The following is a 1,965-nucleotide window of genomic DNA, read 5'->3' on the forward strand; positions in this document are numbered from 1 at the left end:
CCACCGGTGGGCACCGTCCCCCGCTCGGGGACCGGCGAGGCGCTCGCGGTGGCGGAGCCGCTGCCGGTCGGGGACGCGCTGGACGTGCTGCTGGACGTGCTGCCGGACGTGGCGCTCGGCTCGTCGTCGCCCGTGCCGGCGTCGGGGCTGGCGGTGGGGCTGTCGGTCGCGGTCGCGGTGGGGTCGTCGGTGGGGCTGTCGGTCGCGGTGGCCGTCGGCGTCGGGGTGGCCGGTTCCGGGCGCACGTCGACGCCGACCACGCCGGCGGTGGAGGCGCTCGCGCCCTGGGTGCGGGCGGCGACGGGCTCGCCGGTCAGGAACTCGAAGGTGGCGATGCCGCCGACGGCGAGCGCGAACGTCGCGGCCGCGAGCCCGAGGACGTGGCGCGGCCGCGGTCGCCGCGGTGCCCGGGGCGCCGGCGGGGGCACCGGCACCGGTGCGGGCGGTTCCCCGGTCCCGGTGTCGCCGCCGCCGGTGTCGTCGTCCCCACCGGTGCCGTCGCCGGTGCCGTCGCCGGTCCTGCCGGCGCTCCGGCCGCGGGCGCGGCGGGAGGCCTCCAGGAGCCTCTCGCGGCTGCGGTTGAGGTAGTGGACGTAGACGGCGGTGGCGGTGGAGGCCGCGAGGCTGCCGATGGCGGCACCGAGCAACGTGCCGACCGACCCCAGCGCCTTGAGGTAGGACAACAGCACGGCGGAGGTCACGGCGGCGAGGGAGCCCGCCAGCACCTGCGCCCAGTTGATGGTCAGGGTGGATCTCTGGGACTGCTCGCTCATGTCGCCACCCATCCTCCCACCACCGCCCCCCGCCCCCACCCGGCCGCAGCGGGCGGGGGCGGTGCAGCGGTCGTGGAGGTCGTGTGCCCCGCCGGCCGCAGCGCTCCCGGCGGGGACCGCCGCGTCAGCGCAGCGCGCTGCGCTGTGCGGCGTCGCGGACCTCGCCGACGAGCTCCTCCAGGACGTCCTCGAGGAACACCACGCCGCTGACGCGCCCGGCGTCCAGGACGCGCGCGAGGTGGGCGCCGTTGCGGCGCATCGCGGCCAGGGCGTCCTCGACCTCCTCGCCGCTGCCCACGGTGACGAGCTGGCGCACCCGCTTGTCCGGCACGGGCTGGGTGTAGCGCTCGTCGTCGGCGTAGAGGATGTCCTTCAGGTGCAGGTAGCCGGTCAGCTCCCCGGTCGCGTCGACGACGGGGAAGCGGCTGTAGCCGGTGCGGGCCACCAGCAGCTCGACGTCCTGCGGGGTGGCGCCGGCGGGCACCGTGACGAGCCGCTCGCGCGGGACGGCCAGGTCGCCGACCGTGCGGTCGCTGAACTCCAGGGCGCCCGACAGCAGCCCCTGGGTGTCCTCCAGCGTCCCCTCCCGCCGGCTCTCCGCGACGATCGACTGCACCTCCTCGACGGTGAACGCCGAGGCGACCTCGTCCTTGGGCTCCACGCCGGCCAGGCGCAGGGCCCCGTTGGTGAGGCCGTTGAGGCCGCGGATGAGGGGGCCGAGGAAGCGGCCGAGGGACAGCAGCGGCGGCGCGAGCACCAGCGCCGCGCGCTCGGGCCCGGCGATGGCCAGGTTCTTCGGGATCATCTCGCCGACGACGACGTGCAGGTACACGACGACGGCCAGGGCCAGGACGAGCGCCACGGGGTGCAGCAGCTGCTCCGGCACGCCGACGAGGGCGAACAGCGGCTCCAGCAGGTGCGCCAGCGCCGGCTCGGCGACGGCGCCCAGGCCGAGGGAGCACAGCGTCACCCCGAGCTGGCAGGTGGCCAGCATGAGGGACACCTGCTCCATGGCCGCGAGGGTGTGGCGGGCGCGGGCGCTGGTCCCGGCCAGCGGCTCGATCTGGCTGCGGCGGGCGGAGAGGACGGCGAACTCCGCGCCGACGAAGAAGGCGTTGCCGAGCAGCAGGGCCACGCCGAGCAGGAGGGCGGCCGCGGGGCTCACCGGCGCACCCCCTCACCGGTGCGCAGG

At 76.8% G+C, this 1,965-nt stretch carries 2 protein-coding genes; both read right to left on the reverse strand.

Translation table 11 applies throughout. From position 1 onward, the window contains the following. The coding region (locus ABEB16_RS09905) for a hypothetical protein (protein WP_345712093.1) at window positions 1–773 on the reverse strand (773 nt) is incomplete at its 3' end. A 124-nt stretch (window positions 774–897) separates the two neighbouring features. Further along, window positions 898–1,938 carry a hemolysin family protein gene (locus ABEB16_RS09910; protein ID WP_345712094.1) on the reverse strand — a complete coding sequence of 347 codons (1,041 nt, stop codon included), beginning with the start codon at window positions 1,936–1,938 and terminating at the stop codon, window positions 898–900. Window positions 1,939–1,965 lie beyond the last annotated feature (27 nt).

This window comes from Kineococcus glutinatus, assembly GCF_039542765.1.
Lineage (GTDB): Bacteria > Actinomycetota > Actinomycetes > Actinomycetales > Kineococcaceae > Kineococcus_A > Kineococcus_A glutinatus.